This is a genomic window from Azotobacter armeniacus (assembly GCF_054779355.1).
This window is the reverse complement of the sequence record NZ_BAAGYK010000105.1, coordinates 43,427-69,439: the sequence shown is the minus strand read 5'-3', so window position 1 is coordinate 69,439 and position 26,013 is coordinate 43,427. Positions and strand designations below refer to the sequence as shown.

At 68.6% G+C, this 26,013-nt stretch carries 27 protein-coding genes; 3 read left to right on the top strand and 24 right to left on the bottom strand.

All coding sequences use genetic code 11. The features are described from left to right. Positions 1-487: 487 nt before the first annotated feature. The 18 genes from hypE to ACYVD0_RS14320 all read right to left on the bottom strand — a co-directional run bounded on the left by hypE (position 488) and on the right by ACYVD0_RS14320 (position 16,523). Positions 488-1,513 carry a HypE family hydrogenase expression/formation protein gene (hypE, locus tag ACYVD0_RS14405; RefSeq protein WP_460427444.1) on the bottom strand — a complete coding sequence of 342 codons (1,026 nt, stop codon included), beginning with the start codon at positions 1,511-1,513 and terminating at the stop codon, positions 488-490. Continuing rightward, positions 1,510-2,649, bottom strand: coding sequence for a HypD family hydrogenase formation protein (gene hypD / locus ACYVD0_RS14400; RefSeq protein WP_460427443.1), 1,140 nt, complete (start codon positions 2,647-2,649; stop codon positions 1,510-1,512). Before hypD ends, hypE begins: the two co-directional genes overlap by 4 nt. Beyond that, positions 2,646-2,900 carry a HypC/HybG/HupF family hydrogenase formation chaperone gene (locus ACYVD0_RS14395; RefSeq protein ID WP_460427442.1) on the bottom strand — a complete coding sequence of 85 codons (255 nt, stop codon included), beginning with the start codon at positions 2,898-2,900 and terminating at the stop codon, positions 2,646-2,648. The genes hypD and ACYVD0_RS14395 overlap by 4 nt, the downstream gene beginning before the upstream one ends. Before the next feature lie 10 nt (positions 2,901-2,910). Next, a complete protein-coding gene (hypF, locus tag ACYVD0_RS14390; RefSeq protein ID WP_460427441.1) occupies positions 2,911-5,205 on the bottom strand; it encodes a carbamoyltransferase HypF in 2,295 nt (764 codons plus the stop codon). 11 nt (positions 5,206-5,216) lie between these two features. Continuing rightward, positions 5,217-6,140, bottom strand: a complete 924-nt coding sequence (hypB, locus tag ACYVD0_RS14385; protein ID WP_460427440.1) for a P-loop NTPase family protein — start codon at positions 6,138-6,140, stop codon at positions 5,217-5,219. 2 nt (positions 6,141-6,142) lie between these two features. Then, on the bottom strand, positions 6,143-6,484 hold the full coding sequence (hypA, locus tag ACYVD0_RS14380) for a hydrogenase maturation nickel metallochaperone HypA/HybF (protein ID WP_460427439.1): 342 nt from the start codon (positions 6,482-6,484) through the stop codon (positions 6,143-6,145). Further along, positions 6,477-7,523: a nickel-dependent hydrogenase large subunit gene (locus ACYVD0_RS14375; protein ID WP_460427438.1), complete on the bottom strand. Its 1,047-nt coding sequence runs from the start codon at positions 7,521-7,523 to the stop codon at positions 6,477-6,479. The genes hypA and ACYVD0_RS14375 overlap by 8 nt, the downstream gene beginning before the upstream one ends. Continuing rightward, entirely contained in the window at positions 7,520-7,975 is a 456-nt protein-coding gene (gene hybE / locus ACYVD0_RS14370) for a [NiFe]-hydrogenase assembly chaperone HybE (RefSeq protein ID WP_460427437.1), read from the bottom strand. The genes ACYVD0_RS14375 and hybE overlap by 4 nt, the downstream gene beginning before the upstream one ends. A gap of 6 nt (positions 7,976-7,981) precedes the next feature. Beyond that, positions 7,982-8,200, bottom strand: coding sequence for a rubredoxin (locus tag ACYVD0_RS14365; RefSeq protein WP_460427436.1), 219 nt, complete (start codon positions 8,198-8,200; stop codon positions 7,982-7,984). Further along, complete coding sequence (locus tag ACYVD0_RS14360) at positions 8,197-9,051, bottom strand: hydrogenase expression/formation protein (protein WP_460427435.1); 855 nt, start codon at positions 9,049-9,051, stop codon at positions 8,197-8,199. The genes ACYVD0_RS14365 and ACYVD0_RS14360 overlap by 4 nt, the downstream gene beginning before the upstream one ends. Next, positions 9,048-9,497 (bottom strand): thioredoxin domain-containing protein, encoded by a 450-nt coding sequence (locus ACYVD0_RS14355; protein ID WP_460427434.1) that lies wholly within the window; start codon positions 9,495-9,497, stop codon positions 9,048-9,050. Before ACYVD0_RS14355 ends, ACYVD0_RS14360 begins: the two co-directional genes overlap by 4 nt. After that, the gene (locus ACYVD0_RS14350) at positions 9,494-9,820 is read right to left on the bottom strand and encodes a HypC/HybG/HupF family hydrogenase formation chaperone (RefSeq protein WP_460427433.1); all 327 of its coding nucleotides are present in this window, start codon (positions 9,818-9,820) and stop codon (positions 9,494-9,496) included. Before ACYVD0_RS14350 ends, ACYVD0_RS14355 begins: the two co-directional genes overlap by 4 nt. A 2-nt stretch (positions 9,821-9,822) precedes the next feature. Next, positions 9,823-10,452 (bottom strand): HyaD/HybD family hydrogenase maturation endopeptidase, encoded by a 630-nt coding sequence (locus ACYVD0_RS14345; protein ID WP_460427432.1) that lies wholly within the window; start codon positions 10,450-10,452, stop codon positions 9,823-9,825. 152 nt (positions 10,453-10,604) lie between these two features. Further along, positions 10,605-11,327 carry a Ni/Fe-hydrogenase, b-type cytochrome subunit gene (gene cybH, locus ACYVD0_RS14340; protein WP_460427431.1) on the bottom strand — a complete coding sequence of 241 codons (723 nt, stop codon included), beginning with the start codon at positions 11,325-11,327 and terminating at the stop codon, positions 10,605-10,607. 16 nt (positions 11,328-11,343) lie between these two features. After that, positions 11,344-13,152: a nickel-dependent hydrogenase large subunit gene (locus ACYVD0_RS14335; protein ID WP_460427430.1), complete on the bottom strand. Its 1,809-nt coding sequence runs from the start codon at positions 13,150-13,152 to the stop codon at positions 11,344-11,346. Then, positions 13,149-14,225, bottom strand: coding sequence for a hydrogenase small subunit (locus tag ACYVD0_RS14330; protein WP_460427429.1), 1,077 nt, complete (start codon positions 14,223-14,225; stop codon positions 13,149-13,151). Before ACYVD0_RS14330 ends, ACYVD0_RS14335 begins: the two co-directional genes overlap by 4 nt. Positions 14,226-14,422: 197 nt before the next feature. Continuing rightward, positions 14,423-15,715 carry an NRAMP family divalent metal transporter gene (locus ACYVD0_RS14325; protein WP_460427428.1) on the bottom strand — a complete coding sequence of 431 codons (1,293 nt, stop codon included), beginning with the start codon at positions 15,713-15,715 and terminating at the stop codon, positions 14,423-14,425. Positions 15,716-15,875: 160 nt separating this feature from the next. Next, positions 15,876-16,523, bottom strand: a complete 648-nt coding sequence (locus ACYVD0_RS14320; RefSeq protein ID WP_460427427.1) for a TetR/AcrR family transcriptional regulator — start codon at positions 16,521-16,523, stop codon at positions 15,876-15,878. 71 nt (positions 16,524-16,594) lie between these two features. Here ACYVD0_RS14320 and ACYVD0_RS14315 point away from each other — a divergent pair, with 71 nt between their 5' ends. After that, complete coding sequence (locus tag ACYVD0_RS14315) at positions 16,595-17,587, top strand: SDR family NAD(P)-dependent oxidoreductase (protein ID WP_460427426.1); 993 nt, start codon at positions 16,595-16,597, stop codon at positions 17,585-17,587. A gap of 102 nt (positions 17,588-17,689) precedes the next feature. On the opposite strand, the gene modC is transcribed toward ACYVD0_RS14315, so the two are convergent. The 4 genes from modC to ACYVD0_RS14295 are packed head-to-tail and all read right to left on the bottom strand — an operon-like array spanning position 17,690 to position 21,157. Next, complete coding sequence (gene modC, locus ACYVD0_RS14310; protein WP_460427425.1) at positions 17,690-18,829, bottom strand: molybdenum ABC transporter ATP-binding protein; 1,140 nt, start codon at positions 18,827-18,829, stop codon at positions 17,690-17,692. A gap of 19 nt (positions 18,830-18,848) precedes the next feature. Beyond that, complete coding sequence (gene modB, locus ACYVD0_RS14305) at positions 18,849-19,529, bottom strand: molybdate ABC transporter permease subunit (protein ID WP_460427424.1); 681 nt, start codon at positions 19,527-19,529, stop codon at positions 18,849-18,851. 18 nt (positions 19,530-19,547) lie between these two features. After that, positions 19,548-20,303 (bottom strand): molybdate ABC transporter substrate-binding protein, encoded by a 756-nt coding sequence (gene modA, locus ACYVD0_RS14300; protein ID WP_460427423.1) that lies wholly within the window; start codon positions 20,301-20,303, stop codon positions 19,548-19,550. Between the two features lie 41 nt (positions 20,304-20,344). Beyond that, positions 20,345-21,157 carry a TOBE domain-containing protein gene (locus ACYVD0_RS14295; RefSeq protein ID WP_460427422.1) on the bottom strand — a complete coding sequence of 271 codons (813 nt, stop codon included), beginning with the start codon at positions 21,155-21,157 and terminating at the stop codon, positions 20,345-20,347. Positions 21,158-21,361: 204 nt separating this feature from the next. Here ACYVD0_RS14295 and ACYVD0_RS14290 point away from each other — a divergent pair, with 204 nt between their 5' ends. Both ACYVD0_RS14290 and ACYVD0_RS14285 read left to right on the top strand, forming a co-directional pair. Next, positions 21,362-21,790 (top strand): TOBE domain-containing protein, encoded by a 429-nt coding sequence (locus tag ACYVD0_RS14290; protein WP_460427421.1) that lies wholly within the window; start codon positions 21,362-21,364, stop codon positions 21,788-21,790. 81 nt (positions 21,791-21,871) lie between these two features. Continuing rightward, positions 21,872-22,822: an ATP-binding cassette domain-containing protein gene (locus tag ACYVD0_RS14285; RefSeq protein ID WP_460427420.1), complete on the top strand. Its 951-nt coding sequence runs from the start codon at positions 21,872-21,874 to the stop codon at positions 22,820-22,822. On the opposite strand, the gene ACYVD0_RS14280 is transcribed toward ACYVD0_RS14285, so the two are convergent. Next, positions 22,776-23,684 carry an ABC transporter substrate-binding protein gene (locus ACYVD0_RS14280; protein ID WP_460427419.1) on the bottom strand — a complete coding sequence of 303 codons (909 nt, stop codon included), beginning with the start codon at positions 23,682-23,684 and terminating at the stop codon, positions 22,776-22,778. The two genes, ACYVD0_RS14285 and ACYVD0_RS14280, sit on opposite strands and share 47 nt — an antisense overlap. 19 nt (positions 23,685-23,703) lie before the next feature. Beyond that, positions 23,704-25,953, bottom strand: coding sequence for a TonB-dependent receptor (locus tag ACYVD0_RS14275; RefSeq protein ID WP_460427418.1), 2,250 nt, complete (start codon positions 25,951-25,953; stop codon positions 23,704-23,706). Between the last annotated feature and the right edge of the window lie 60 nt (positions 25,954-26,013).

Below are 26,013 nucleotides of genomic sequence, written 5' to 3'. Positions count from 1 at the left end.
TCCGGCACTGTTCCGAGGGCACCTCACGAAGGGACGTCCCTGTCCCTTCGCTCGTCGCTCGGCATCCATGCCTCGCGTCCCCCTCCACAGCGCCTGCGCTCGGCCTCCTGTACGGGACCGGGGAGTTGGCTGGCCGTTGGTAGGAAAACTGGAAAGCTCCGCTTTGCCTTTGACGCCCAAACCGTCAGGCAGCGCCGAACGCCCCTTTCAGGAGGCCGAGCGGAGTCGTCGCGCAAGGGGTCGAGCGGCATGGATGCCGCGAGAGCTGCGAGGGCCATGGATGGCCCTTCGCAGCGAGCCCCTGGAGCGACGACGGAGGGAGGGAACGCCGCCGCAGGCGGGGCCGGATGATAGGGGCAAGCGTTTTTGGTTACTTTTGCCGCGACTGGCAAAAGTGACCCGCCGTGAAAGGCGGAATATGTAGATGGGGCCGAGGAAAGCGCATCGTCCGCACACAAAACCCTGCGCCCCTACAGCCACACTGGTCTCAGCAAATCCTCGGCAACTGCTCCCCATTCAACCAGTCCACCATCCGATTCCCCCCGAACAGCGTCTCCATCTGCACGAAGCACTGCTCGTCCGCCACCACCGTACCGATGATCGCCGCCGCGCGACCCTGCGGATGCTCGCGCATCACCGTCAGCAGGCGCTCGGCCTGGTCGGCCGGGCAGATGGCGATCAGCTTGCCCTCGTTGGCCACGTACAGGGGATCGAGGCCGAGGAACTCGCAGGCGGCGCGTACCGGCTCGCGCAGCGGGATGGCCCGTTCGACGAGCTGCATGCCGACTCCCGACTGGCGGGCCAGTTCGTTGAGGGTATTGCCCAGACCGCCGCGGGTCGGGTCGCGCAGGCAGCGGATTTCCGGCACCGCCTCGACCATGGCGGCGACCAGGCCGTGCAGCGCCTGGGAGTCGGAGCCAATGTCGGCCTCGAAGCCGAGGCCCTCGCGCAGCGAGAGGATGGTCACGCCGTGGTCGCCAATGCTGCCGGAGAGCAGGATGCGGTCGCCCGGCCGCGCCCGGTCGCCGGAGAGGTGCAGGCCCGCCGGCACCACGCCGACCCCGGTGGTGGTGATGAACACCCCGTCGCCCTTGCCACGCTCGACCACCTTGGTGTCGCCGGTGACCACGGGCACGCCGGCTTCACGGGCAGCGGCGGCCATGGACTCGACGATGCGCGCCAGATCGGCCAGGGGGAAGCCTTCCTCGAGGATGAAGCCGGCGGCCAGGTAGCAGGGCCGGGCGCCGGCCATAGCCACGTCGTTGATGGTGCCGTGCACCGCCAGGCTGCCGATGTCGCCGCCGGGGAAGAACAGCGGCGAGATCACGTGGCTGTCGGTGGCCATCACCACCCGCCCGGGCGGCAGGTCGAACTGGGCCTGGTCGTTGCGCTGGTCCAGCCATTCGTTGCGCAGGGCGCGGGCGAACAGTTCCTCGATCAGTTGGCCCATGGCTCGGCCGCCGCCGCCGTGAACCATTTCCACGCTGCCGTACTTGAGATCGAGCCGGCTCATCGGGCCACCGCCACATCCGCCTGGCGCTGGCGGCCGTAGGCGTAGTAGGCGGCGCAGGCGCCCTCGGAGGAAACCATGCACGAGCCGAGCGGGTTGTCCGGGATACAGGGATTGCCGAACAGCTTGCAGTCGCGCGGACTCTTCGCCCCGCGCAGGATCGCCGGGCATTCGCAAACCTTGTTCTCCAGCCCGGTCCTGGGCTCGAGGGCGAAGCGCCGTTCGGCATCGAATTCGGCGAATTGCTCGCGAATCCGCAGGGCGCTGTGCGGCACCGCGCCCAGGCCGCGCCACTCGAAGCTCTCGCGCACCTCGAAGACCCGCTCGGTCAGCGCCTTGGCCTTGCCGTTGCCTTCGGCGGTCACCGCGCGGGTGAACTGGTTTTCCACTACGGCGCGGCCCTCATTGAGCTGGCGCACCAGCATCAGCAGGGCCTGCAGCACATCCAGCGGCTCGAAGCCGGCGATCACCACCGGCGTGCCGTATTGCTGCGGGAAGGGCTCGTAGGGCGCGCTGCCGATCACCGTGCTGACGTGGGCCGGGCCGATGAAGCCGTCCAGCTGCAGCTTGCCGGCACGCGCCTCCGGGGTGGCGAGGATGGCGTGCATCGCCGCCGGGGTCAGCACGTGGTTGCAGAACACCGAGAAATTCTTCAGACCCAGTTTCTGCGCCTGCTCGATCACCAGCGCAGTGGGCGGAGTGGTGGTCTCGAAGCCGATGGCGAAGAACATCACCTCTTTATTCGGGTTGTCCTGCGCCAGCTTCAGCGCCTCGGCCGGCGAGTAGAGCATGCGCACCGCGGCGCCTTCGGCGCGCGCCTTGAGCAGGCTGACCCGGCCGGAGGCCGGCACGCGCAGCATGTCGCCGTAGGTGCAGAGAATCACCTCCGGACGGCGCGCCAGTTCGATGGCCATGTCCAGCCGGCCGATCGGCATCACGCAGACCGGGCAGCCCGGGCCGTGGATCAGGCGCACGTTGCCCGGCAGCAGGTCGGGGATGCCGTAACGGAAGATCGCGTGGGTATGCCCGCCGCAGAACTCCATCAGCCGGTACTGGCGCGCGGGATCGGCCTCGGCGGCGATGCGCGCGGCGAGCTGGCGCGCCATGGCGCCGTCGCGGAATTCGTCGACGTACTTCATGACTCGCCTCCCAGCGCGCCCTGCTCGGCCTCGGCCAGTTGGCCCAGCTCGGCGAGCAGCGCCAGAGTGCGCTGCGCCTCGACCTCGTCGAGCTTCTGCAGGGCGAAGCCGACATGCAGGATCACATAGTCGCCGACCTCGAGATCGTCGAGCAGGGCGACGTTGATGGTCTTGCGCAGGCCGCCGATGCAGGCGATCGCGCTCTGTTCGTCGAGCAGTTCCTCGATGCGGACCGGAATGGCCAGGCACATCCGCTTATCCTCATGTCGATGGAGTGTCCGGTGCCAGCAGCACCGCCCAGGCCTGGCCGAGGGCCAGGCCACCGTCGTTGACCGGCACCCGCCGCGGCAGCAGCGGCTCGAGGCCGGCGGCGCGCAGGCGCGTGCAGAGGCCGTCGCGCAGGTGGGTATTCAGGAAGCAGCCGCCACCCAGGGCGACCCGGCGCAGGCCATTGCCCTCGGCCGCGCGCGCCACCCAGGCGGCCAGCGCGGCGATCAGCACGGCATGGAAGAGCTCCGCGCCGAGCCGCGCTTCACCCATGTCCGCCAGTTGCGCCAGCAGCGGCGAGAGGTTCAGCCGGTTGCCGTCCTCGATCCGCCAGAGTTCGGGGACCGTCGCCGGCAGTCGGCCGACCAGCGACTCCAGGCGCAGCGCCGCTTCGGCCTCGTAGCGCTGGCGCGCGCCCAGCCCCAGCAGGCCCGCCGCGGCGTCGAACAGCCGGCCGGCGCTGCTGCTCGGCGGGCAATTGAAGCTGCGTTCGAGCATCCGCGCAATAGCGGCGCTGCCGGGCTCGCCAGCGAAGCGTGTGGCGATCTCGCTGCCGCGGCCCAGCGCGTGCAGCGCGCCGGCGGCCATGCGCCAGGGCTCGCGGGATGCCTGGTCGCCGCCGGGCAGCGGCAGCGGTGCCAGCTCACCGAGCCAGTCGCAGCCATCCACCGTCACCCGCAACAACTCGCCACCGCGCAGCCGGCCGTCGGCGCCAAGGCCGAAGCCGTCCAGCGCCAGGCCCAGTACAGGTTCGTCCAGGCCATGCTCGGCCATCACCGCGGCAATGTGGGCGTGGTGGTGCTGCACCGGCTGCAGCGGCAGGCCGTGGCGCTCTGCGTAGTCACGGGCGAAGCGGCTGGCGTAAAAGTCGGGGTGCAGGTCGCAGGCGATGCGTTCGGGACGGATCTGCAGCAGCTCGCCAAGCTGCGTCACCGTGCGCTCCAGAGCGCGGCAGCTGTCGGCGCTGTGCAGATCGCCGATGTGCGGGGACAGCCAGGCGCGGTCGCCACGGGTCAGGCAGATGGCATTCTTCAGCTGGCCGCCGAGGGCCAGCACCGAGGGACCGCTGCGGGCCAGGCGGATTTCCTGGGGCGCCAGGCCGCGGCCGCTGCGGATCACCACCGGCGCGCGGCCCAGGGCGCTGACCAGCGAATCGTCGACGCGACGGAGGATCTCGCGGTCGTGCAGCAGCCAGAGGTCGGCGATGCCGGCCAGCTTGTCCTTCGCCTCCAGGTTGCCGGTGATCAGCGGCTCACCGCTCAGGTTGGCGCTGGTCATCACCAATATGAGTGGCTGGGCCTCGGCGCTCCAGGCAGTGCCGGCCGGGCGACCGGCGGCCTCGTGGAACAGCAGCCAGTGCAGCGGGCTGTGCGGCAGCATCACCCCAAGCCAGGCGAGCCCCGGCGCTACTTCGGCGGCGAGCCGGCCGTCGGCTTCGGGACGCTTGCGCAGCAGCACCACGGGCGCGGCCGAGCCCGTCAGTTCGGCCAGCCCCGCCTCGCTCAGCTCGACCAGGGATTCCAGCGAGGCCGGATTGGCGGCCATCAGCGCGAAGGGCTTGGCCGGGCGGCGCTTGCGCCGGCGCAGCGCGGCCACCGCCTCGGCGTTGCGCGCATCGCAGGCCAGGTGGAAGCCGCCGACCCCGCGCAGGGCAACAATCTCGCCGCGCATCAGGGCCGCCAGAGCCTGCCCGACCGGATCGCCGGGAAGGCACTGGCCGGCAGCATCCTCGCACCAGAGCCTGGGGCCGCAGGCCGGGCAGGCGGTCGGCTGGGCATGGAAGCGCCGGTCGGCCGGATTCTCGTATTCGCACCGGCAGTCCGGGCACAGCGTGAAGGCCGCCAGGCTGGTGTGGGCGCGGTCGTAGGGCAGGCGGCGGATCAGGCTGTAGCGCGGGCCGCAGTGGGTGCAGTTGACGAAGGGATAGCGCCAGCGGCGGCTCTGCGGATCGAAGAGTTCCTCGAGACAGGCCGGGCAGACCGCGGCATCCGGCGGCGGCGCCAGCGTTCCGCCCGCCGCGTCGCGACTGGCCGCGATGGCGAAACCGGCGAAGCGTGCCCCGGCGGGCAGGGCCCCGCGATGCAGGGCATCGAGCCGGGCCAGCGGCGGCAACTCATTGGGCAGGCGGCGCTCGAACGCGGCGAGCGCCGCCGGCGGGCCCTGCAGGTCAATGCGCACGCCCTCGCCGGTGTTGCACACCTCGCCGGCCAGGCCGAGGGACGTGGCCAGGCGGTGCACGCAGGGACGCATGCCGACCCCCTGCACCCGGCCGCGCAGCCGCAGGCGCACGCCCCTGTCGTTCAGAGCAGCGCCTCCAGGGCCTGCGCCTGGGCCTTGAGGGCGTCGATCCGCGCGCGCAGACGGGCGCCGCGCTGGCGCTCGATCCACGCCAGCCACTGGTCCATGCCCTCGCCGCTGCGCGCCGAGACGCGGATCACCTCGATGTCCGGGTTGACCCGCCGGGCGTAAGCGATGCAGGCCTCGACGTCGAAGTCCAGGTGCGGCAGCAGGTCGGTCTTGTTCAGCAGCATGAGGTCGGCGGCGTGGAACATGTCCGGGTACTTGAGTGGCTTGTCCTCGCCCTCGGTGACCGAGAGGATCGCCACCTTGTGCGCCTCGCCCAGGTCGAAGGCCGCCGGGCAGACCAGGTTGCCGACGTTCTCGATGAACAGCAGGCCGCCTTCGAGGTTATCCAGCCGCGCCAGGGCATGGCCGACCATGTGCGCATCCAGGTGGCAGCCCTTGCCGGTGTTGACCTGCACCGCCGGCACCCCGGTGGCGCGGATGCGTTCGGCGTCGTGGGCGGTCTGCTGGTCGCCCTCGATCACCGCCAACGGCCGGCGCTTGCCGAGCAATTCGATGGACTTGGTCAGCAGGGTGGTCTTGCCCGAGCCGGGGCTGGACACCAGATTGAGGACGAACAGCGACAGGGCGTCGAAGCGCGCGCGGTTCTCGGCGGCGTGGCGGTCGTTCTTGCCGAGGATGTCCTGCTCGATCCGCAGCATGCGGCTCTGGCTGAGACCCGGCGCGTGGGCGCGGGCCGGGCCCTGGCCGAAGTGCAGGTTCAGGCCCTCGACCACCAGCGGCGCGGCCTCGACCGGCGCCGGGCGGCGCACGAAGGCGTGCTCATGATGGTGATGGCCATGGGCCTGGTCATGGCCGTGATGGTGGTGCTCGCCCTCGATCCGGGTCTCGCCCTCGGCGCAGCCGCAAACGGTACACATGCTTACTCTACCTCCAGTTCCTTGACCCGCAGCTCGTCGCCCTGGGTGACCTGCAATCGGTAACTGCCGCACTGCGGGCAGGCGTCATAGCGCTGGCGGATCGCCACGCTGGTATTGCAACCAAGGCACCAGGCGCGCCCCGGTACGTCGATGATCTCCAGGCGGGCGCCCTCGGCCAGGCTGAGGCGGGTCACCGCCTCGAAGCAGAAGCGCAGCGACTCGACCTCGACCGCGGCCAGCGGGCCGATCTCCAGCCACACCGCCTTGACCCGGCCGAACTGCTGCGCCGCGGCCTGCTCCTCCAGCAGTTGGACGATACCCTCGGCGATCGACATCTCATGCATGGGCGATTTTCACCTCGAAACCGACGCAGGGATCGACCGAAAGGATCAGATCGCGCAGCAGCGCCTCGACCTCCTCTGCAGCCACCTGCACGCCACACAGCTGACGGCGCAACGGGCCGTCGGCATGGAAACTCCAGTCGGTCGGCGCAAGGAGCTGCCAGGCGCCGACCAGCCCCTCGTCCAGGCACAATCGGTGCAGCAGCCAGCCGCGGGCGGTCTGCACCAGCCCCACGCCCTCCCCCGCCGCCAATCCGGCCACGGCCGGCGGCAGCGGCGGCCGGTATAACGAGTCTATCGCCTGCGCCGTCCGCTGCAGCAGCGCGCCGACGTGCTGCTCGATCTGCCCGCCCGCACAGGCCTGCGCCCCGGCCGCACAGAGCGGGCCGGTGATCCGCGGCTGCCCGGCGATCTCGGCACGGGCATCGCCGGCACGCAGCTGCGCCAGCAGCGCCGGCAGATCGGCCGGAGCGAAAATCGGCGGCAGCGGGCCGCCGAGGACGAGCTCATGCCAGCGACTCAGACGCAGACGCAGCCAGTCGGCCGGCGCCGGCAGCTCAAGCCGCCCCCAGGCATCGGCCAGTTCGGCCAGAGTCTCTTTCAATTGCGGATCGGCGGGCAGTGGCGACGCGCGGAAGACGGTCAGCGGCTGCAACCGGGCCGCGCCACGCCGGCACAGGGCGACGAGCACCTTGAGCCGCTCCAGGGGCAGTGGCAGCTCCCAGACCTGCACCAGGCGCAGCAGGGATTCGCGGATCAGCTCCAATTCAGTGAGCTGGGTGCGCCCCCGCTCCACCTCGGGCGCGGCCGGCCAGTGGGCGGCCCGCTCCAGCGCCCGCACCGCCGCCACCTGCTGGGCAGCGGCACACAGGGCGAAGAGCAGCGGAAGGCGCGCCAGGGCCGCCTCTGCCGTCTGCCCGACCAGCAGGCGGGAAATCTGCGCCAGTGGGCGTTGCAGGCAAGTATCGACGGACTGGATGCGCCCCTCGTGCAGCCGCACACTTACCGTCAACTGCCCGGCCAGTGCCGCCAGGGCGCTCACGGCGCACCGCCCAGGGCGCGACGCAGCAGCGCGCGGCGGCCGAGCTGGCCTGACGGCGGCGACTCGGGTTCGGGAACGGCGAAGATCAGCCGGAGCACCTCCTCGGCCATCGCCCGCGCCTCGGCCTGGCCGGGGAAGTCCTGCATCGGCGAGCACAGCGAGGCGCTGGCGTAGCGGCCGAGACTGGCATCCTCGTGCAGGGTGCATTCGTAGTTGCCGGAGGACAGCGCCAGGACCACGCGCTCGCCCTTGGCCGGCAGCTCGGCCTCGGCCAGCGGTTGCCAGAAGAGGTTCATGCACCAGGGGGTGAGCAGCACGCCGAGCGCACCGACGCCCTCGACCGCGCGCCAGCCGAGCAGCTCCACGGCGAGCGCCGGGTTGTACACCGGTAGCTCTGCCATGCGCGTGCCGACCGCCCGGTAGTAGGCCTCGATGGCTTCGCGGCTGTGCATTGCGCTTCAGTCGTCCACGACCATGAACTGTTCGCGGTCGCCGTCGCACTGCGGGCAGCGCCAGTGCGACGGCAGGGCGGCGAAGGGCGTGCCCGGCGAGATCTGCCAGACCTCGTCGCCCACGGCGGGCTCGTAGCGATGCCAGCAGATCTTGCATTCGAGCACGGCATCGTCCGCCAGGCGCGCGGCGTCGCCCAGGTAGCTGCCCTCGAAGTGCGTGCTCACTCCAGCGCCTCGCGGATCTCGCGCAGCCGCTCGGCGGAGTCGTCGATGTCCTCCTGGGCGGCGCAGGCCGCCTGCGGGATGCCGGTCACCTCCAGGGTGTCGAGGATCAGCCGGTCGCTGCTGTTGAAGTACTGCACGCGCCAGATGCCGGGGGTCGCGGTGCCGGTGATGCGGCAGTTGCCGTAGCCGCGCGACAGCACGGTCACCGGCCCCTCGCCCAACTGCTCGGCGAGAAAGCGCTGGTCCTCCGGAGAGAACGGCAGCAGCGACAGATTGATCACATGGGGCGTTGCGCAGGAGCGCTCGGCGTGCTTCTTCGCCACGTCGAGCAGCTCCACCAGCACCGGGCCGGCGTTGAGCAGATCGTCCGGCAGGGCGGCGCCGAGCCGCGGCCAGCGGGCTTCGGCGAAAGCCCTGCGGCGCACCAGCGCGGGGACGTCGGCCACCTCCAGCCACTGGCCGACGACTTCGCCCTGACCGACCTCCAGTTGCACCCACCAGACTCCGGCCAGCACGGTTTCCTGGATGCGCGCCGGGCGCTGGCCGCCCACCTGCACCGCCACCTCGCCCTCGCCGAGGAACTGCTGGAGCAGCTTCAGGTCCGCCTTGGGCTGACGGTCGAGGCCGATCACCCGGCTCTGCTCGCCGACCCGGTAGACGCCCAGCGCCTCCTGCAGCCGCTCCAGCAGCGCCAGGACGATGGGGTGCTCGCCCAGCTGCTCGGGCTCCGGCAGCGAGGGGCGCTCGAAGGTGTGCATGGCACGGGGCATCTGCAGGTAGTCGAGCCGGTCCTCTTCACCGTGCGAGCCGGGACCGAAGCCGGCCGGGAGAATGGGCAGATCGCCGGTCATGGTTCGCTAGCCTCCATCTGGCTGCAGAAAGAAGATGCGTCGCCATCCAGCGACAGCACGGGAATGCACGGCAAATCCTCGGGCTCGCCGGCCAGGATCGCCGGGATGCGCTCGAGGTATTCGCCCCAGTTCAGCACCCGCGACAGGCTGCCCAGGTAGTGCCCTTCCCTGAGGAACACCAGGGTCGGCCAGACGGCGAAGCCGTAGCGCTCCTGCAGGGCGCGCTCGGCATCGCTGGTGATCAGCGCCGGGCGAAGCTGCGCAAAGGCCTTGACCAGCTCCGGCAGGATCACCGCGACGTCCAGGGATTCGGGAAAGCGCTTGGGGTCGCCGGCGAAGAACAACACGGAAAACGGCTGCGCCTGCACGTGACGGTCGACGCCGACGGCGTCCAGCAGGGGGTAGCCGAGCGTCGTGGTCAGACGCTCGATGAGGGGGTGACTCATGGGAAATTCTGCTCCTTGGGTGGCAGTTGCGCCTGCAGGTGGGGCGGCAGTTGCGGCTCACGGTCGAGGTCGGCGAACAGGCCGTCCAGCGCGGCCAGATCGCCGCTCTGCACCGCCTGCAGCGCACGCAGGGCGTCGCGGACCTGCGCGGCGCGCTCGGCACTGATGGCTTCGCGGGCGGCATCGAGGAACACCAGCAGCCAGTCGCCGGGGGCCGGCGGCTCGACCAGCCGGGTGTCGATCCAGCGCGCCTCCCGGTCGTCGCCGCAGAGGGCGCGGCCCGGCGCGCACTCCAGCACCTGCAGGGGTATACCGATGCACATGCTCAGTCTTCCTCTTGGCTGCTGCGCGGAATGAAACGGATGTCGCCGTGGCGGTAGGCCACATCCTCGGCCGGGCGCTCTGCCTCGTAGCGGCCCAGGGCCAACTGGGCCGGGGCCAACTGCTCGGCGGCCTCCTCGCAGCGCGAGGGCACGATGCCGCGCTCGGCGAGGAAGACCAGGGCGATCGCCAGCGCCGGCTCCAGCTGGGCGCGCACCGGCTCGCGCAGGCTGCCGCCGAAGTCCTCCAGCTCCGCGGGCTGCACGCCGATCAGCAGCAGCTCGCGCGGATAGGCGCCGGTGAACTCGGCGAGCGCCAACACTTCCTGGAAGCCGGTCTGGTGCAGGCTCATGCGCTTGGCGCCCATGAATTTGGGCACCTCGGCGTCGCGCACGATCTTCAGGGTGCCGGGCGCCAGGCCGTAGTCGACGGCGTCGAAGACGATCAGGCAGTCGGCCTGCTGGACGTGCTGCACCAGGTAGATGCCCTGGGTGCCTCCGTCCATCAGGCGCACCCCTTCGGGAAAGCGGTAGCGGTCGTTGAGCAGCTCGACGCAGCGCACGCCGAAGCCCTCGTCCGCCCAGAGCAGATTGCCGATGCCGAGAATGAGGATGTTGGAACTGGGACCTGTCATGGATTGCTTACCGCCGAGCTGTGCAGCCCGGACCGTGGGTCAACTTGCGCGCGTCCCCGATGGCGAGAACCCCGGGGCGCCGAAGCGACCCGGGTGGTGAAAAACAGTGCGGCGCAGACCGCCTACGCCCTCTGGCGGTGCGCCAGCGGCGCTCAGTCCGGCCTGTCGTCCTTGAACATCCGCCAGCCGCCGACCATGGTGGAAATCAGCGACTGCCGGGACACAATGTCTTCGCGCACGGCCAGATAGACGTGGATCATGACGAAGACGATGAGGTACCACATGCCAAGATGATGCCAGGTATGCACGTCCTGACTCTGGCCGAACAACGGGATCACCCAGCCGAACAGCCGGTCGGCCCAGCTACCCTGCCCCAGCCCCTCGCCGTAGAGGGCGAAGCCGGTGACGCTCATGAAGAGCGCGCCGATCACGAAGAAGCAGAACATCGCCAGTTGGCCCAGTGGATTGTGGCCGATGTACTTCTTCGGGGTCTTCTCGAGGAACAGGTACCAGCGCACCTCGTGCCACAGCTCGCGCCACCAGGCCTTGCGGTGCACCGGCACGAGGAACAGCTCGCGGGCGTGATGGTTGCCGACGAAGGCCCAGTAGACGCGACCGACGAAGCCGATCGCCAGCACGTAGCCGGCGGCGAAGTGGGCGAAGCGGATGTAGCCCATCAGGTAGTTGTCCATCGCCTCGCCGGGCATCGTCGGCAGCGGCGCGCCGATGAAGTAGCCGGTCACGCCGAGCACGACGATGGACAACGCGGTGACCCAGTGCCAGAGGCGCAGCGGCGCCTCGTACACGTACACCGCGGTCTGCTTGCGGACCCTCTCCTGGCCGTCGCCGGTTTCCAGGGATTTTTCCAGTGCCATCGCGCAATCCTCCGGTTCAGCGGATCTTCACCCGGGTCAGCTCCCGGCCGTCCGGCGACATCACGTGGGTCGAGCAGGCCAGGCAGGGATCGAAGCTGTGCAGGGTGCGCAGGATCTCCACCGGCTCGTCCGGACGCTCCATCCTGGTGTTGAGCAGCGCGGCCTCGTAGGCGCCGATGTTGCCCTGATGGTCGCGCGGCGTGCCGTTCCAGGTGGTCGGCACGATGGCCTGGTAGTTCTCGATCTTGCCGTCCCTGATCCGGATCCAGTGGCCCAGGGCGCCGCGCGGCGCCTCGTTGATGCCGACCCCCTTGGCCTCCTTCGGCCAGGTGCTCGGGTCCCACTTCTCGACGTTGGCGGTGGCGCGGTCGCCGGCCTTGATGTTGTTCACCAGGGACTGCCAGTCGTTGAGCATGCTGTCCACCGCCAGCTCGCACTCCAGGGCGCGCGCCAGGGTGCGGCCGAGGGTCGAGGGCAGGAACTGCTTGAGGCCGAGGTTCAGGCCGGTGCTCTGGTTGAAGGCGGCTAGCGAGCGGTCGACCTGCTCCTTGACGTATTCGCGGCCGGAGGCGTAGGCAATGATGTAGCGCGCCAGCGGGCCGACTTCCATGGCGTGGCCGCGCCAGCGCGGCGCCTTGATCCAGCTGTACTTGTGCGCCTCGTCCAGCTCCTTGATGTTCGTGCGGGTGCCCTTGGTGTTCGGGCCCAGCTCGAATTTCGGCTCGGTGACGCCGTCCCAGGGGTGCAGGCCCTTGGTCTCATCGGCGTAGCTGTACCAGGAATGGCTGACGAACTCCTGGATCTCCTCGGGATCGCGCACGTCGACCGGCAGCACCTCGTCCCAGTTGCCGCCGACGATGGCGCCGGCCGGCAGCAGGTCGCTGGACTTGTCGCCCGGGACCCTGGTGAAGGTGCCGTAGGAGAGCAGGTTGTGCCCGGCCAGACCGCCGCCGTACAGCCAGTCCTTGTAGATCCCGGCGACCGCCAGGACGTCCGGCAGGTAGACGTTCCTGGTGAACTCGCGGGCCTCGTGGATGCGCTCGAGGACGAAGTTCAGGCTGGTCATGTTGACCGGCGCGCCGGCGGCGCCGACGTCGTCCAGGTTGATGGCGCAGGCCACGCCGCCGACCATGTAGTTCGGGTGCGGGTTCTTGCCGCCGAAGATCGTGTGGATCTTGACAATGTCCTTCTGCAGATCCAGCGCCTCCAGGTAGTGGGCCACGGCCATCAGGTCCGCCTCGGGCGGCAGCTTGTAGGCGGGGTTGTCCCAGTAGCCGTTGGCGAACAGGCCGAGCTGGCCGCTCTCGACGAACTTCTTCAGGCGTGTCTGCACGTCGCGGAAGTAGCCGGGGCTGGACTTGGCATGGGCCGGCGAGAGCGCCTGCTGCAGGGCGGAGGTGGCCTTGGGATCGGCCTTCAGGGCGTTGACCGGGTTGACCCAGTCCAGCGCGTGCAGATGGTAGAAGTGCACGATGTGGTCGTGCACCTGCAGCGTCTTGTCCATCAGGTTGCGGATCAGGTGCGCGTTGTAGGGGATCTGGATGCCGAGGGCATCTTCCACCGCGCGCACCGAGGTCAGCGCGTGGGTGCCGGTGCAGACGCCGCAGATGCGCTCGACGAAGGCCCAGGCGTCGCGCGGGTCGCGGCCCTTGAGGATGACTTCCAGACCGCGCCACATGGTGCCGGTGGAGACGGCGTTGGTGATGATGTTGTTGGCGTCGACGTTGACCTCGCAGCGCATGTGGCCTTCGATGCGGGTCACCGGGTCGACGACGATGCGCCGGCCGGACTTGTCCAGCTGGCTGGCGTTCGGCAGGCTGCTCATGCCTGATCCCCCTTGTTCTGCAGACGCTTGATGGCGGTGACCGCGGCGTGGGCGGCGATGGCGGCACCGACACCGCCGGCGACGGCGGCGCCGATCTGGTCGGCGTTCTTCTCGATGCCGAACTGCGGAATGGTGCTCAGGCGCTCATAGAACGAGCCCTTGTCCCAGAAGCCGTCCTCCGAGCAGCCGATGCAGCCGTGGCCGGCCTGGATCGGGAAGGAGGTGCCCTCGTTCCAGCGCACGGTGGAGCAGGCGTTGTAGCTGGTCGGGCCCTTGCAGCCGACCTTGTACAGGCAGTAGCCCTTGCGCGCGCCCTCGTCGTCCCAGTGCTCGACGAACTGGCCGGCGTCGAAGTGCGGGCGGCGGTAACATTTGTCGTGGATGCGCTGGCCGTAGAACATCTTCGGGCGGCCCTGGCGGTCCAGCTCGGGGAGCTTGCCGAAGGTCAGCATGTAGGTGATCACCCCGGTCATCACCTCGGCGATCGGCGGGCAGCCCGGCACCTTGATGATCGGCTTGTCGGTGATCACCTTGTGGATCGGCACCGCCTGGGTCGGGTTGGGCCTGGCGGCCTGCACGCAGCCCCAGCTGGCGCAACTGCCCCAGGCGATCACCGCCTTGGCGTCCTTGGCGGCATGCTTGAGCTGGTCGAGGAACGGCTTGCCGCCGACGATGCAGAACATGCCGTCCTCGTTCAGCGGCGGGTTGCCCTCCACGGCGAGGATATACTCGCCCTTGTACTTGCGCATGGTCTCTTCGAGGGCCGCCTCGGCCTGGTGGCCGGCGGCGGCCATCAGGGTGTCGTCGTAGTCGAGGGAGATCATCGACAGCACCACGTCCTTGACCAGCGGGTGGGCCGAGCGAATGAACGACTCGGAGCAGCAGGTGCACTCCAGGCCGTGCAGCCAGAGCACCGGGGTGCGCGGCCTGGTTTCCATCGCGTGGGCGATCTGCGGGGCGAAGGTGGGACCGAGGCCCAGGGCCGCGGCCGTCAGGCTGCAGTACTTGAGAAAGCTGCGGCGAGTGATGCCCTGACGCCGCATCACGTCATAGAAGGTTTCGAGTTGAGACATGCCGTTACCCTTGTGGCCAGGTCGTTTCGGCGCTCCTGCGCGTCGTCCTTCGGCTATGACGGCGCGCCGGCGAAATTGCCCACGGTTGCTGAATAAAAACCGCGCGAATAATGCGCCAATGCCATGCTTTTGTCATGACTCGGCATCGGGACATTCGTCGGGGGACAGACCCGGCCGCTCTGGCCCGGGCCTTGCGATCAACCGGCGAAATAACGGCTGTAGAGGAAGAACAGGCTGAAGCCGGTCAGGAACAGGATGCCGGCCCAGCTCAACAGGCGCAGCGCCAGGCCGGGCCGCGCCTCGGCACCGACCTGGTCCGAGAAGATCAGCCGGTAGTTCATCACCGCGAAGACCGGCGCCGAGAGGAAGGCGATGCTGGTGACCAGGTCGATCAGCCGGGTCAGGTCATCGAGGAAGGCCTGCACGATCAGCCAGCCGAGCAGGCTGGTGCCGACCATCCACAGGGCGTGGTGGGCGTGGTGGCGAATCTTCAGGCGCGGCGCCAGCAGGTGCAGGGCCTCGGCGAGCGAGCGCGGATAGGCCTCGACCACGGTCAGCACGGTGGAGAGCATGGCCGAGAAGGCAGCGGCAGCCACCACCGGCTTCCATAGCTCGCCAAGGGTCGCTCCGTACAGCTGCACCAGCTGCTTGGAAAACACGCTGGCGTTGCCCGACAGGGTTTCGCCCGAGCCGAACATCACCAGCGCGCCGAGGGCAGTGAAGACCAGCGCCAGCAGGATGGTCAGGGCGTAGCCGAGGTTGAAGTCCCAGCGCGCCTCAGCCAGGGAGATGCGCCGACCGAGGGTGCGCTCCTTGGCCTGGACCCACAGCGAGTTCCACACCGACACCTCGATCGGCGCCGGCATCCAGCCGAGCAGTGCGACCAGAAAGACGATGCTCAGCGCCGGCACCGGGGTACCCGCTGCGGCCACCGGCCCCTTGATCGCCGCGGCGAGGGTGGCCGAGACGGTGGCGAGGAACAGCACCACCAGCATCAGCTTGATCACGCCCTCCACGTAGCGGTAGTGGCCGAGCACCGTCAGGGCGACGCAGAGCAGCAGCAGGCCGGCGCTCCAGGCGGCATTGGAAAAACCGAAGCCGAACAGGTTCTCGGCCAGCGCCGCGGTGACGAAGCTAACCCCGGCGATGCTGGTGATCGCGGTGACCACATTCAGCGCGAAGAACAGCCCCAGCACCCAGCGGCCCTGCTTCAGGTAGCCCTCCAGCAGGTTCTGCCCGGTGGCCGCGGTGAAGCGGTGGCCGAACTCGAAGAACGGATACTTGAGAATGTTGGCCAGAAGGATCACCCACATCAGCGTGAACCCGTAGTCGGCCCCGGCGCGGGTCGACTGCACCAGGTGCGAGACGCCGATGGCCGCGCCGGCCATCATCAGCCCCGGCCCGAGCACGGCCAGCAGGCGCTGGAGGGGGCGGCGGGAAACCGCAGGCGAACGGCCGGCAGGCGTGCCGGAGGCGGGGGAGTGGCTCATGACGTGTCCGGGAAAAGGAAAGGGACGGAATGCCGTCGTCCGCGCCCATCGCAGAAGGCTCCCGCACGAGCACGGAGCGGGAGGCGGCTATTTAATGCCGCCTGGGGGGATGGAAACAAGAGGAGGCACCGGAGGATGAGAGTTGTCATGCTGCTCCTGGCTAAGGGTCGGGCCACTGGCTCAACAGCATCTCCGGCAACAGGCTTTCCAGCAGGTTGTCCGGTGTTGCCCCGGCATACATATGCGCAAGCTTCCCGTCGAGCACCAAATGGGCAAAACCATGGACCATCGACCAGGTGGCAAGCAGCGCGGCACGTGCTTCGGCGTCCAGGGGCTGATCCTCGGGGATGGAGCGGATCGCGCGAATGCTGTCCTCGAGCTGCGTCAGGGTTCGCTCGCCCGCTTCCCGCAGGGCTGAATGATCCTCGCTCAATAGATCGCGTCGGAACATGAGGTGAAACCGGCCCGGATATGCAAGCGCGAAACGCACGTAGCCGATTCCCTGCATCCGCAGCCGCTGTAGCGGCGTGGTCCCGGCGGCAGCACCGACCTCCAAATGCTTCGCGAGCTCCACGAAACCGAGGATGGCCACTTCGGAAAGCAGGCCGGCAGCGCTGCCGAAATGATGGGCCGGCGCAGCTGGGGAGACCCCCGCACGCCGAGCCGCTTCACGCAGGCTGAAGCCTTCCACGCCCTGCTCCGCCAGAATTTCGTCGGCCGCACGGATCAGGGCCGCCTTGAGATCTCCGTGATGATAGCGCTCGGGATGGCGCGCTTCCGTTCGGCCGTTTCGTTTCGTTTTGGGCATGATGAATCTTTACACTGTTTAGATCATGGCACAGACTGAATCTTATCACTGTTAAGACAGGAGATGGACAGATGGCCACGACAGCAGCAGAAAGCCGGAACGGCTCCGACACTTCCCTCTCCGGCCCGCGCGGCTGGACCAGCAGTGACATTCCAGATCAGACAGGCCGCAGCGTGCTTGTTACCGGGGCCAACAGCGGGCTGGGGTTTCTGACCAGCCTAGAGCTGGCCAGGCACGGCGCTCATGTGCTCATGACTGCGCGGGACTTGCAGAAGGGGCGGGATGCCCTGGCGAGGATTCAGGCACATCGTCCCAGAGGCAGCGCCGAGCTGCGCCAACTCGACCTGACCGATCTGGAGCAGGTGAAGGCATTCGGCGAGCGACTGATCGCCGAGGAAACGCGCATTGACCTCCTCGTCAACAACGCTGGCATCATGATGCCGCCACACACGCTGACGCCTCAGGGGCACGAACTGCAGTTCGGCGTGAACCATCTGGCCCATTTCGCGCTCACCGGGCTGCTGTTGCCACGAATCGGCGAGAGTCGGGATGGCCGTGTCGTCACCATCACTTCCGACTTGCACAAGCGTGGCCGGATCCATTTCGGCGATCTCGCGGGCGAACACAAGTACGGCCGCATCGCCTTCTATGCCCAATCCAAGTTCGCCAATGTGCTGTTCGCGCTCGAGCTGGATCGCCGGCTCAGGGCCGTCGGCGCCCCCATCAAGAGCGTGCTCGCACATCCCGGATATGCAGCCACCAACCTGCAGATGAGCGGGCCGCGCGGAATCCTCAAGCTATTCCTACGGTTCGGCAATCGCTTCCTGGCGCAGCCTGCCGAGATGGGAGTCTTACCCCAACTGTATGCAGCCACCGCCCCCGAGGTCGAGAGCGGCGAGTTCGTCGGGCCGGACGGCCGGAACGAAAAGAAGGGCTACCCAACCCGGGTACGGCCTGTGGAAGTAGCCCTCGATACCAGTCTTGCCGGACAGGTCTGGCAGCTTTCGATGGATCTCACCGGCGTTCGTCCCGACTTTTCGAAGATGGCGGGCGTCGCGACTTGACGGCTCCGGACCTCCTCACGCCCAGACATCGAATCCGTTGCCGGTTCGGCCCCATGGGAGCAATCGTGAAAAACAGCGTAGGCTGGCCCCGCCCGATCCGCCTCAGCCGAGCAGCGCCACCGCCTTGATCTGCGCCCATATCCGCCTGCCGGGGATGATCTCGAGCTGGTCGCAGGAGCGACGGGTGATGCGGGCGATCAGCGGGGTGCCTTCGGCATCGAGGCGCACCAGCACGTGGGCCTGGGTGTCGGCCTCGACCACCGCGCGGACCGTAGCGAGCAGCACGTTGGTGATGCTGGTGTCTTCGATGTAGCTGAGCGCCAGGCTGACGTCGCGGGCATGCACGCGCAGGCGCAGGCGGTGGCCGACCGGTTCCGGGCGGCGCGCGACCAGTACCGCGCCGCCGAGGAATTCGAGACGGGTGAGGTGGTAGTGGTCGTCGTGCTCGGTCACCACCGACTCGATGACTACCCCCGCATCCTCGCTGAAGGCGGTGGGCAGGTCGAGCCGCGCCAGGGTTTCCTGCAGCCCGCCCTGGGCGACCACCCGGCCCTGGTCGAGCAGCACCACATGGTCGGCGAGGCGCGCCACCTCGTCCGGCGAGTGGCTGACGAACAGCACCGGGATGTCCAGTTCGTCATGCAGGCGTTCGAGGTAGGGCAGGATCTCGTTCTTGCGCTTGAGGTCGAGCGCCGCCAGCGGCTCGTCCATCAGCAGCAGGCGCGGACTGGTAAGCAGTGCACGGGCGATGCCGACACGCTGGCGTTCGCCGCCGGACAGGCGGCCGGGCAGGCGTTCGAGCAGGTGGCCGATGCCGAGCAGCTCGAGCACCCGCTCCCAGGACACCCGCCGGGTTGCGGCGTCGACGCGGCGCATGCCGTATTCCAGATTGCGCCGCACCGTCAGGTGGGGGAACAGGCTGGACTCCTGAAACACATAGCCGAGGGCGCGCTTGTGGGTCGGCAAAAACATGCCGGCGGCGCTGTCCTGCCACAACTCGCCGTTGATCTCCAGGTGTGCCTCGGCCGCCCGCTCCAGGCCGGCGACGCAGCGCAGGAGGGTGGTCTTGCCGGAGCCGGAGTGGCCGAACAGCGCGGTCACACCACTCCCCGGCAGCTTCAGGTCGACATCCAGATCGAACCCCGAATAGCTCACCCGGAAACGGGCCCGGATGCCGCCCGCCGGCACGCGGGCCGAGACGGCCTTGGCGTTGGCAGCGGCGACCTCGAAGGCTGCGGTCATGGATGAACCTCCTGATGGATCAGCTCAGCCCCGCCTTGAAGCGGCGGCTGGAATAGAGTGCAAGCAGCACAAGGAAGGAAAACAGCACCATGCCCCCGGAAAGCCAGTGGGCCTGGGCGTACTCCATCGCCTCGACGTGGTCGAAGATCTGTACCGCTACGGTACGCGTCTTTTCCGGAATATTGCCGCCGATCATCAATACCACACCGAACTCGCCCACGGTATGGGCAAAACCGAGAATGGCGGCGGTGACGAAACCGGGCCGCGCCAGCGGCAGCACCACGGTGAAGAAAGTGTCCCAGGGACCGGCGCGCAGCGTCGAGGCCACCTCCAGCGGGCGCTCGCCGATCGCCTCGAAGGCATTCTGCAGCGGCTGCACGACGAAGGGCAGCGAATAGAACACCGACGCCACCACCAGGCCGGCGAAGGTGAAGGGCAGCGTGCCGAGGCCCAGGGACTGGGTCAGCTGACCGATGGGACCATGCGGCCCCATGGTCACTAGCAGGTAGAAGCCGAGCACGGTCGGCGGCAGCACCAGCGGCAAGGCCACCACCGCCCCGATCGCCCCCTTCAGGCGCGAACGGGTGCGCGCCAGCCACCAGGCGATCGGCGTGCCGATTATCAGCAGCAACAGGGTGGTCAGCGAGGCCAGCTCCAGGGTCAGGCGGATGGCGGCGAAATCGAGTGCGGACAGCGGCATTGCCTGGACCTCCAGCGCTTACAGGTCGTAACCGTAGGCCTTGATCACCTCGGCGGCCTTGGGCCCCTTGAGGTAATCGACCAGCGCCTGGGCCGCCGGGTTGTCCTTGCCCTTGGCGAGAATCACCGCGTCCTGGCGGATCGGTTCATGGAAGTTGGCCGGCACTATCCAGGCCGAACCGCCAGTGAGCTTGCCGTCCTTTGATACCTGCGACAGGGCGACTAAGCCGAGTTCGGCGTTGCCGGTAGCGACGAACTGATAAGTCTGGGTGATGTTGGTGCCCTCGACGTACTTCGGCGCGACCTGGTCGGTCAGGCCGAGCTTCGCCAGCACCTGGGTGGCGGCCAAGCCGTAGGGCGCGGTCTTAGGGTTGCCGATGGCCAGGTGCTTGAAGGCGTTCTTCTTCAGTACCTCGCCCTGATCATCCACGTAGCCGGGCTTGGCCGACCAGAGCGCCAGCCTGCCGAAGGCATAGGTGAAGCGCGACCCCGGAACGGTGGCGCCCTCCTTTTCCAGCCTCTCTGGAGTGCTGTCGTCGGCGGAGAGGAAGACCGCGAAGGGCGCGCCGTTGTGGATCTGGGTATAGAAACCGCCGGTCGGACCGAAGGAGGTGACTATCTTGTGGCCGGTGTCCTTCTCGAACTGGACGGCGATCTCCTTGATCGGCGCGGTGAAGTTGGCGGCGACGGCGATCTGCACCTCAGCGGCCTGGGCGGCGCAGGCAATCAGGCCGGCGCTCAGGGCGACGAACAGGCGGGATACTGAAAAGCTCATGGGACACTCCATGTGAAGGAAGAAAGCGGAAAACGGAACACTCAGCCGTAGGTGGCGAGGATGACGCTGGACGACTTGAAGAAGGCGCAGGCCTCCACCCCCGGAGCAAGGCCGAGGGCCTCGCAGCTGTCGGCGGTGACCACACAGGTCACACTGCGCCCGGATGGCAGCGCCAGGGTCACCTCGCTGTTCACCGGCCCCTCGTGGATCTCGACGACCTCGCCCCACAGCTGGTTACGCGCGGTGAGCTTGAGCGAGCGCTCGGTGGTGAGCATCACCGAGGAGGACTTGACCAGGGCGAAGACCTCCTTGCCCATGGCCAGCTCCAGGTTTTCCGCGCTGCCCTTGGTGATGATCGCGGCGATCTCGTTCTCGGCATCGAGGCGGATGCGCACTTCGTAGTCGACGCCGCCGACGCGCAGGCCGGTGATGGTGCCGGCAAACTGGTTGCGCGCACTGGTCTTCATGCTCATGGAGTGCATGAGGCGCTGGAAGGACTGGATGTCGCCGCCGGTCACCTCGTTGAGGCGCTCGGAGAGGCGGTCGAGGGCGTGCTGGTACTCGATCTCCAGGGCACGGTACATGGCGATGATGCGCCGGCCGTATTCGGTGAGCTGGGTGCCACCGCCCTGGCGGCCACCGGCGACCCGCACCACCAGGGGCTCGGGGGCGAGATTGTTCATGGTGTCGACGGCATCCCAGGCCGCCTTGTAGGAAAGCGGCACGGCCTTGGCGGCCCGGTTGATCGAGCCCTCGCGCTCGATCTGCTCGAGCAGGCGAATGCGGATATCGGAAAGGGCAGTACCGACATCGGTATCCAGGGACATGCGGGCAAGGAAGCGGGTGGCGGTCATCGTCTGTAGCCTGTAACTTATCTATCTACTTAGGTTTATATAAAGCAATTCGCATGCCAAATGGCACATGGTAATTGTGCCATGTCTACAATGGCTTTGCGTATAGTTTCGCCATGTACCACTTGTTGGCTTTCCGACAAGCTATGGTGCAAATGATATAACGATTGTTTCAAATCCTGCACGATACTGGAAAAGGAAAACAGCATGAAAATCAGTGCCCGCAACATCTTCAGCGGTACCGTCAGCACTCTAAAGGAAGGTGCGGTCAACGCCGAGGTGGACATCGTCCTGGGCGGCGGCGACAAACTCGCCGCCGTGGTGACCATGGAAAGCGCCAAGTCCCTGGAACTGGTCACCGGCAAGCCGGTAGTCGCCGTCATCAAGGCTCCCTGGGTTCTGCTGATGACCGACAGCAGCGGCTATCGCCTGTCCGCCCGCAACATCCTGACCGGCACCGTCAAGTCGATCGAGACCGGCGCGGTCAATGCCGAAGTCACCCTGGCCCTGCCGGGCGGCACCGAGATCACCGCCATGGTCACCAAGGAAGCCGTGGCCGAGCTGGGCCTGAAGCCGGGCGCCAGCGCCAGCGCGGTGATCAAGGCCTCCAACGTGATCCTCGGCGTCCCGGCCTGAGTCCGCACGCCCTCCCGCCTCAGGGCGGCGGATGGCATGGGGCGTGCTTGCAACAAGTACGCCTCGCCACGAATCTTTGCCATGCACGCCTTCACACTTCCGAGTTTCCTTCGCCGCTCCCGCCCGATCCGCCCGCTTCCGCCGGAGCGCCTGCACTTCCACCTGCGCAAGCGCCTGGCCTCAACCAGCGGCCCCATCGAACTCAATATCGAACTGGACCTCGAGCGCGGCGCAAGCCTCGCCCTGCTCGGCCCTTCCGGCAGCGGCAAGACCACCCTCTTGCGCCTGCTCGCCGGCCTGCAGCCGGCGGATGCCGGGCACATCGCCGCCTTCGGGCAGCTCTGGCTGGACAGCGCCTGCGGCATCGACCGCCCGCCCCGGAAGCGCCGCGCCGGGCTGGTCTTCCAGGATTACGCGCTGTTTCCCAACATGAGCGTGCAGGGCAACGTGCGCTTCGCCCTGCCCGCCGGTACGCCCGCCCGGCGCGCCGACGAACTGCTGGAACTGGTCGGCCTCGCCGGCCTCGCCAACGAGCGGCCGGCGCGCCTGTCCGGCGGCCAGCAGCAACGCCTGGCGCTGGCCCGCGCCCTGGCCGCGGAGCCGGACCTGCTGCTGCTCGACGAACCGCTCTCGGCCCTCGACGGCACCCTGCGCCGCGAGCTGCAGGACGCCCTGGCGTCCTTGCGCGAGCACCAGCGCACCACCCTGGTGCTGGTCACCCACGACCCCGGCGAGGCCCTGCGTCTGTGCGAGCGCGCCGTGCTGCTGGAGGCCGGCCGGGTGGTCGCCGATGCGGCGCCGGCCCGGCTGTTCGGCGCCGGGCGCTTTCCCGACGCGGAGAGCCGCCTGATTCTCGCCGGCCGGGTGATCGAGCGCGTCAGCGCCGCCGACGGCAGCCCGCTCTACCGCATCGAGGCCGAGGGCCGCACCTGTCTTGCCAGCGCCGCCTCCGGCGCCTGCCTGGCGCCGGGCGACAGCGTGCTGGTCAGTGCCGGGGACTGGCTGGCGAGTCCGCTCGGCAGCCCGTGCTGAGCGCCGGCGGCGCCTTCGCCAGGCCGTAGATCCAGGGGCCGCCGGCCTCGGCATTGGCGGCGGCGAGATCGGCCTGCCCGGCGGGCGAGACCAGGTAGTCCACCACCCGCCGGGCGCCTTCGCGCGCTGCGGCAGAGGCCGGATGGGCAGGGCCCGGCTCCAGCGCGACATAGGCCCGACGCATCTGACGGTCGCCGCGCAGCAGAATCTCCAGGCCCTCGCCGTGCAGCTTGCCGAAGGCCGCCGGAATCCCGCCGACGACCACGTAGGCCCGCTGCCGGGCAGCCTGGGCGAGGATCGCCTGCGGACGCTCGCCCTCGTCGAGCAGTACCCAGTCCGCCGCCGGGCGGATGCCAGCCTGCTTCCACAGGCGCTGGACGATCTCGTGGCTGCCGGCATCACGGAAGGCGACGAAGGGCGCGCGCGCCGCGGCGATGCGCCGGAAGGCCTCGGCGCCGTCCGCCGCCTCGCGGATCCCGGCCGGGTCGTCGGCGGGACCGACCAGGACGTGCTCGTTGAAGCCCCACACCTGCATGCGCCCGCCGTGTCCCGCCGCCTGCAGGGCGAAGGTCTCGCTGCCGCCGTGGATCAGCAAGAGCTCGGCCTCGCCGCGGACGAAGCGCGGCACTATGGCCTCCTTGTTCGCCACCGCGACCAGCTCCAGGCGGACTCCGCTGGCTGCCTCCAGACGCGCCCGCAGCCGCTCGCCGACGCCGCTCAGCTGGATGCCGCCGACCATGGCCAGGCGCAGCGGCTCGTCGGCCCGCACGCCCGGCGCCAGCCCCAGCAGCAGGCCGAACAGCAGAGGCCCGTACTTGGCGAAGCCCCTGCCGCGGCGGGGCTGCATATTCTTCTTCTGCATGCTCTTCTCCGCTGCTCGTTCAGAACTCGTAGGCCAGCTTGGCCATCAGCGTGCGCGGCGCACCCGGGAAGAAGCTGCTGCCGTTGTTGGTCTCGTTGGCGTTGTTGAAGCCGATGTAGCGCTTGTCGAACAGATTGATCACCGCCAGGTTCGCCTGCAGCCTGCCACGGCTGACTGGCACGCGATAGGCGAGGTCGAGGTTGGTCACGCTGTAGGCGGCCATCGTCTGGGTGTGCTCGACATTGGCGTAGCGCCGGCCCATGTAGTGCAGCACCGGCGACAGGGTGAAGCGGCCGCGGGTCCAGGAGGCGCCGAGGGTGGCCATGCGCCGGGGCACGTCGGGCAGTTGCTCGCCCTCGGTATCCAGGGTGGTATTCGCACCGGTCTGCAGGTCGTCGTCGAACTCCGCGCGGATCCAGCTCAGGTTGCCGAACAGGTTCAGCCCGGGCAGCGCCTCCCAGCCCCCGGCCAGCACCAGGCCGAAGCGCCGCGCATCGGCGATGTTCTGGGTATACGAGGCCTTGTACTCCGGGTCATAGAGGGAGACCCCCTTGTTCTTGTACCGGGTGTAGAACAGCAGCGGCTCGAGATAGCCGTGGGCGAGATTGAAGCGCACGGCGAGGTCGATGCCGTCGGCGACTTCCATCTCGCTGTCGCTCCACAGCTGCTGCTTCGACACGCCGGAGACCACCGGCGAATGGAAGGCGTCGAAGGCCGGCGTGCCCAGGTTGCGCCCGGCCGAGGCGCGCAGCTCGATCATCGGACTCAGTTGGTAGCGCAGCGCCAGGTAGGGCGCCCACTCCTCGAGGATGCTGCTGTCGACGCTGCGCGACGCCACCTCGCCCCGCGACCGGTCGAGGGCGTCCTCGTAGGACAGATCGCCGACTCCCGCAGGGTCGTAGTACTTGATCGAGGGCAGCACGTCGCGCACGTAGCGCACCCCGGCCTTGACGTTGAGGGCGCCGAAATCGCGCTCGGCGACGGCGAACAGATTGTGCAGGTCGTGCCGGTGGTCGACGTCGGCCAGCATGCTCCACTTGGAGAAGGTCAGGCCGCCGGAGGCGTTCGGCGTGTAGTCCTTCCAGCGCGTCGCCGGCGCCGGCGGCTCGCTGGACACCCAGCCGTAGCCGAAGGTCAGCCCGGTGCCGGCCAGCCTGGTGTGCAGCTCGGCGATCGCCCCGTAGGTCTTCTGGTCGATCCGCCACTTGCGCACGACGTTGCCGCTGGCATACAGGTACTCGCCGTCCTCCTTGCTGTAGAAGGGCTTGAACACCAAGCGGGTGTCGGCGCCCAGCGCATAATCGAACTCGGCGAAGGCCGCGCTGGTGTTGAATGCCTGGCGGTTGTAGCCCTGCCAGTTGGCCAGCGCCGCGGCGCCCTTGCCGGTGGGGCTTTCGTCGTAGTCGATCTCGTCGTAGCGCGACTGGTCCTTCGACTGCTCGAAGGTCAGGCCCTTGTAGTTGTCCGCGGCCATCTCGTTGTGGCCGGCGAAGAACTTCATGTCCAGCGCGCCGAGCACCTGGGTCAGGCCCAGGGCGAAGGTGTCGCGGCGCTTGGGCGACTGCCCGCTGCCCCGCCACTTGTCGGCACCGGTCTTGGAGGCCGACAGGAACAGCGCGCTGTCGCTGGCCAGCCGGCCGGTGTCGAGGCGCACGAAGCGGCGGCGGAAGTCCTCCTCGCCCACCCCCAGGGACACCACACCGCCCGCCTCGGCCTTGGGCCAGAGGATGCGCGTGTCGAGCTGGCCGGAACTGTCGTAGAGGGAGAAGCGGTCGGGCGCGACCGGGCCCTGGGCGAGCGAAACGCCGGCGATGTTCTCGGCATCGAGCAGGAACAGGTACCCAGGCCCCGGTCCCGGCCCGTTGAGCGGCATGCCTTCGACCGTGCCGTTGGCGCCGTGGGTCGCCATCTCCCCGCGCACCCGCAGCCCCTTGTTGCCGCCCTGCTGGTTGACCAGCCCCCAGGCATCGGTGCTGTGCACCTGCACGGCCGGCAGCCGGGAAACCATCGAATAGGGATTGCTGCCGCCCTTGCCGCCGAACAGCTCGATGCCCTCGCGGCCGACGCGGTACAGCGTCGAGGGCGAGTCGGGGTCCGAGTCGAACCAGGGCGCCTGCGACGCGTCCGCCTCGCCGGTCACCAGCATCGGCGGCAGCGTCTCTTCGGCCGGAACGACGCCGCAGGCCAGCGCCGACAGCAGGGCGGCGCAACAGCGCGGGAACGCGGGGCGCCAGCCGGCAGGCGGCGCATGGACGGGGAAGTGCTTCATGGGACTCTTTCTCTGGTCGTGCAGGAATTGCCGGCGCCGGCACGGCGCCGTGATTGAAAA

Bases quoted from the DNA above. Each gene is read 5' to 3' on its own strand.
- hypE (WP_460427444.1), bottom strand. From the start codon at position 1,513: ATGAGCCGGCTCGATCTCAAGTACGGCAGCGTGGAAATGGTTCACGGC.
- hypD (WP_460427443.1), bottom strand. From the start codon at position 2,649: ATGAAGTACGTCGACGAATTCCGCGACGGCGCCATGGCGCGCCAGCTC.
- ACYVD0_RS14395 (WP_460427442.1), bottom strand. From the start codon at position 2,900: ATGTGCCTGGCCATTCCGGTCCGCATCGAGGAACTGCTCGACGAACAG.
- hypB (WP_460427440.1), bottom strand. From the start codon at position 6,140: ATGTGTACCGTTTGCGGCTGCGCCGAGGGCGAGACCCGGATCGAGGGC.
- hypA (WP_460427439.1), bottom strand. From the start codon at position 6,484: ATGCATGAGATGTCGATCGCCGAGGGTATCGTCCAACTGCTGGAGGAG.
- hybE (WP_460427437.1), bottom strand. From the start codon at position 7,975: ATGCACAGCCGCGAAGCCATCGAGGCCTACTACCGGGCGGTCGGCACG.
- ACYVD0_RS14360 (WP_460427435.1), bottom strand. From the start codon at position 9,051: ATGACCGGCGATCTGCCCATTCTCCCGGCCGGCTTCGGTCCCGGCTCG.
- ACYVD0_RS14355 (WP_460427434.1), bottom strand. From the start codon at position 9,497: ATGAGTCACCCCCTCATCGAGCGTCTGACCACGACGCTCGGCTACCCC.
- ACYVD0_RS14350 (WP_460427433.1), bottom strand. From the start codon at position 9,820: ATGTGCATCGGTATACCCCTGCAGGTGCTGGAGTGCGCGCCGGGCCGC.
- ACYVD0_RS14345 (WP_460427432.1), bottom strand. From the start codon at position 10,452: ATGACAGGTCCCAGTTCCAACATCCTCATTCTCGGCATCGGCAATCTG.
- cybH (WP_460427431.1), bottom strand. From the start codon at position 11,327: ATGGCACTGGAAAAATCCCTGGAAACCGGCGACGGCCAGGAGAGGGTC.
- ACYVD0_RS14335 (WP_460427430.1), bottom strand. From the start codon at position 13,152: ATGAGCAGCCTGCCGAACGCCAGCCAGCTGGACAAGTCCGGCCGGCGC.
- ACYVD0_RS14330 (WP_460427429.1), bottom strand. From the start codon at position 14,225: ATGTCTCAACTCGAAACCTTCTATGACGTGATGCGGCGTCAGGGCATC.
- ACYVD0_RS14325 (WP_460427428.1), bottom strand. From the start codon at position 15,715: ATGAGCCACTCCCCCGCCTCCGGCACGCCTGCCGGCCGTTCGCCTGCG.
- ACYVD0_RS14320 (WP_460427427.1), bottom strand. From the start codon at position 16,523: ATGCCCAAAACGAAACGAAACGGCCGAACGGAAGCGCGCCATCCCGAG.
- ACYVD0_RS14315 (WP_460427426.1), top strand. From the start codon at position 16,595: ATGGCCACGACAGCAGCAGAAAGCCGGAACGGCTCCGACACTTCCCTC.
- modC (WP_460427425.1), bottom strand. From the start codon at position 18,829: ATGACCGCAGCCTTCGAGGTCGCCGCTGCCAACGCCAAGGCCGTCTCG.
- modB (WP_460427424.1), bottom strand. From the start codon at position 19,529: ATGCCGCTGTCCGCACTCGATTTCGCCGCCATCCGCCTGACCCTGGAG.
- modA (WP_460427423.1), bottom strand. From the start codon at position 20,303: ATGAGCTTTTCAGTATCCCGCCTGTTCGTCGCCCTGAGCGCCGGCCTG.
- ACYVD0_RS14295 (WP_460427422.1), bottom strand. From the start codon at position 21,157: ATGACCGCCACCCGCTTCCTTGCCCGCATGTCCCTGGATACCGATGTC.
- ACYVD0_RS14290 (WP_460427421.1), top strand. From the start codon at position 21,362: ATGAAAATCAGTGCCCGCAACATCTTCAGCGGTACCGTCAGCACTCTA.
- ACYVD0_RS14285 (WP_460427420.1), top strand. From the start codon at position 21,872: ATGCACGCCTTCACACTTCCGAGTTTCCTTCGCCGCTCCCGCCCGATC.
- ACYVD0_RS14280 (WP_460427419.1), bottom strand. From the start codon at position 23,684: ATGCAGAAGAAGAATATGCAGCCCCGCCGCGGCAGGGGCTTCGCCAAG.
- ACYVD0_RS14275 (WP_460427418.1), bottom strand. From the start codon at position 25,953: ATGAAGCACTTCCCCGTCCATGCGCCGCCTGCCGGCTGGCGCCCCGCG.